1 protein-coding gene and 1 pseudogene are annotated in these 2,947 nt (G+C 75.9%); both read right to left on the bottom strand.

Annotated features, from left to right (window positions below; genetic code table 11):
* Window positions 1-2,327, bottom strand: a 2,327-nt coding sequence (locus tag E9529_RS21190; protein ID WP_236833242.1) for a cation-translocating P-type ATPase, incomplete at its 3' end; no start/stop codon positions are given.
* A 50-nt stretch (window positions 2,328-2,377) separates the two neighbouring features.
* Window positions 2,378-2,947, bottom strand: a pseudogene (locus E9529_RS21185) (DUF748 domain-containing protein); the annotation flags it as partial.

Raw genomic sequence — 2,947 nt, 5'->3', positions numbered from 1 at the left:
AGCATGCTCGCCGCGTGCAGCGCGTCCACGACCGCCGCCCGCCGCACGGGGCGCGGATCCGGCCGCACCAGGAGCGCGGCGTGCTGGGCGACCAGCCGGCCGCCGGCCACCGCCAGGGCCGCGTCCCGGTTCTCCGGCAGCGGCGCGAAGCCGCGCAGCCGCAGGCTGTTCGAGACGACGAACACCGAGCTGAACGCCATCGCGGCGCCGGCGATCATCGGGTTGAGCAGGCCCGCGGCGGCCAGCGGCAGGGCGGCGACGTTGTAGGCGAACGCCCAGAACAGGTTGCCCTTGATGGTGGCCAGCGTGCGGCGGGAGAGCCGGATCGCGTCCGCGGCCGCCCGCAGGTCGCCGCGTACCAGGGTCAGGTCGCTGGCCTGGATCGCCACGTCGGTGCCGGTCCCCATCGCCAGGCCCAGGTCCGCCTGGGCCAGCGCGGGGGCGTCGTTCACGCCGTCGCCGACCATCGCCACGGTCCGCCCCTCGTCCTGCAGCCGGCGGACGACGTCGACCTTCTCCTGCGGCAGCACCTCGGCGACGACCTCGTCGATGCCGACCTGCGCGGCGACCGACCGAGCGGCCCGCTCGTTGTCGCCGGTGAGCAGGATCGGGGTCAGGCCGAGCGCGCGCAGCTGGGCGATGGCGCGGGCGGAGGTGTCCTTGACCGCGTCGGCGACCACGAGCACGCCCCGGGCGGCGCCGTCCCAGCCGACGGCGACGGCCGTGCGGCCCGCGGCCTCGGCCTCGTCGGCGGCGCGCTCGAGCTCCGCGGGCAGCGGGAGCGACCAGTCGGCCAGCAGCCGGCGCCGGCCGACGACCACCGCGGCGCCCTCGACCACGCCCTGCACCCCGAGTCCCTCGACGTTGGCGAACCCGTCCACCGCGGGCAGTGCGCCCGTGCGCTCGGTGGCACCGGCGGCGACGGCCTGCGCGATCGGGTGCTCGGACGCGGCCTCCAGCGCGCCGGCCAGGCGGAGCACCCGCTCGGCGTCCTCGCCCGCGGCGGGGACGACGTCGAGCAGCGCCATGCGCCCGGTGGTGACCGTGCCGGTCTTGTCCAGGACGACGGTGTCCACCCGGCGGGTCGACTCCAGCACCTCGGGGCCCTTGATCAGGATGCCGAGCTGCGCGCCGCGGCCGGTGCCGACCATGAGGGCGGTCGGCGTGGCCAGGCCCAGCGCGCACGGGCAGGCGATGATCAGCACCGCGACCGCGGCGGTGAAGGCGGCCGGCAGCCCCGCGCCGGTGCCGATCCAGAAGCCAAGCGTCGCCGCGGTGATCGCGAGCACGACCGGGACGAAGACGCCCGAGATCCGGTCGGCCAGGCGCTGCACCTCGGCCTTGCCGTTCTGCGCCTCCTCGACCAGCCGGGCCATCTGGGCCAGCTGGGTGTCGCTGCCCACCCGGGTGGCGCGCACGACCAGCCGCCCGCCGACGTTGACGGTGCCCCCGGTGACGGCGTCGCCGGGCCGCACCTCGACCGGCACCGGTTCACCGGTCAGCATCGAGGCGTCGACGGCGGAGCTGCCCTCGGTCACCTCACCGTCGGCGGCGATCTTCTCGCCGGGCCGGACGACGAACAGGTCGCCGCGGCGGAGCTCGGCGACCGGCACCCGCCGCTCGGTGCCGCCGCGCAGCACCGCGACCTCCTTGGCGCCGAACTCGAGCAGCGCGCGCAGCGCCGCCCCCGCCCGCCGCTTGGAGCGCGCCTCGAACCAGCGCCCGGCGAGGATGAACGTCGTCACGCCGGCCGCGGCCTCGAGGTAGATGTTCGCGCTGCCGTCGGTGCGGGCGATGGTGAGCTCGAAGGGGTGGGTCATGCCGGGGACGCCCGCGGTGCCCCAGAACAGCGCGTACAGCGACCAGCCGAAGGCCGCCAGCGTGCCGAGGGAGACCAGGGTGTCCATGGTCGCCGCGCCGTGGCGCAGGTTGGTCCACGCGGCCCGGTGGAACGGCAGCCCGCCCCAGACCACGACCGGCGCGGCGAGGGTCAGCGAGAGCCACTGCCAGTACTCGAACTGCAGCGCGGGCACCATCGCCATGGCGACGACGGGGACGGTCAGCAGCGTGGAGACGACCAGCCGGGTCCGGAGCGCCCGGAGGGGGCCGTCCTCGGCGTCCTGCTCGGCCGGTGCCTCGGCGCGCGGGGGCTCGGGCAGGCGGGCCGTGTAGCCGGTCTTCTCGACGGTGGCGATGAGGTCGTCGGTGCTGACGCCGTCGCCGTAGCTGACCTTCGCCTTCTCCGTGGCGTAGTTGACGGTGGCGGTGACGCCCTCGAGCTTGTTGAGCTTCTTCTCCACGCGGGCGGCGCACGACGCGCAGGTCATCCCGCCGATCAGCAGCTCGACGTCGCTGGTGGCGGTGCCGGGGGCGGTGGTCACGATCCGTGCTCCTCGTGCGGCTCGGCGGTCACGGTGAACGCGGCTGTGCGCACGGCGTCGCCGTGCCGGAAGTCCAGGAACAGCCGGTAGGTGCCCGCCGAGGGGGCGGTGGTGGCGAAGGGGATGTGCGGCCCGGGCGCGGCCTGCGTGCCCTCGCGCCCGGCCGGGTGCACGTGCAGGTGGGCGAGGTCGCCGTCGCGCAGGGCCACCAGGTGGCCGTAGGCGCCGAGGTAGGGCTGCAGGTCGGTGACCGGGACGCCGTCGCGGCTCACGCTCAGCGTCAGCTCCGACTCCTCGCCGGGGGTCAGCCCGCCGGTGAGGACGACGGTGTAGCCGTCGACCTCCGCGACCTGCGACGGAGCCGGCAGGGGAGCGGGGTCGTACGCGCCCGGGACGGCGAGTTCGGCGCCCAGGACGCGGTTCTCGCCGTCGGCGGCGGCGGTGAAGTCGGCGAGCAGCCGCCAGCTACCCGGCTCCAGCGCCAGGGGGGCGCGCCAGACGCCGTCGTCCCCGAGCTCGGGGTGCACGTGCTGGTAGCCGGTCAGGTCGCGGCGCACCGCGACTAG

Source organism: Blastococcus sp. KM273128, assembly GCF_021698975.1.
GTDB lineage: Bacteria > Actinomycetota > Actinomycetes > Mycobacteriales > Geodermatophilaceae > Blastococcus.
This window is presented reverse-complemented; position numbering and strand designations above follow the sequence as displayed.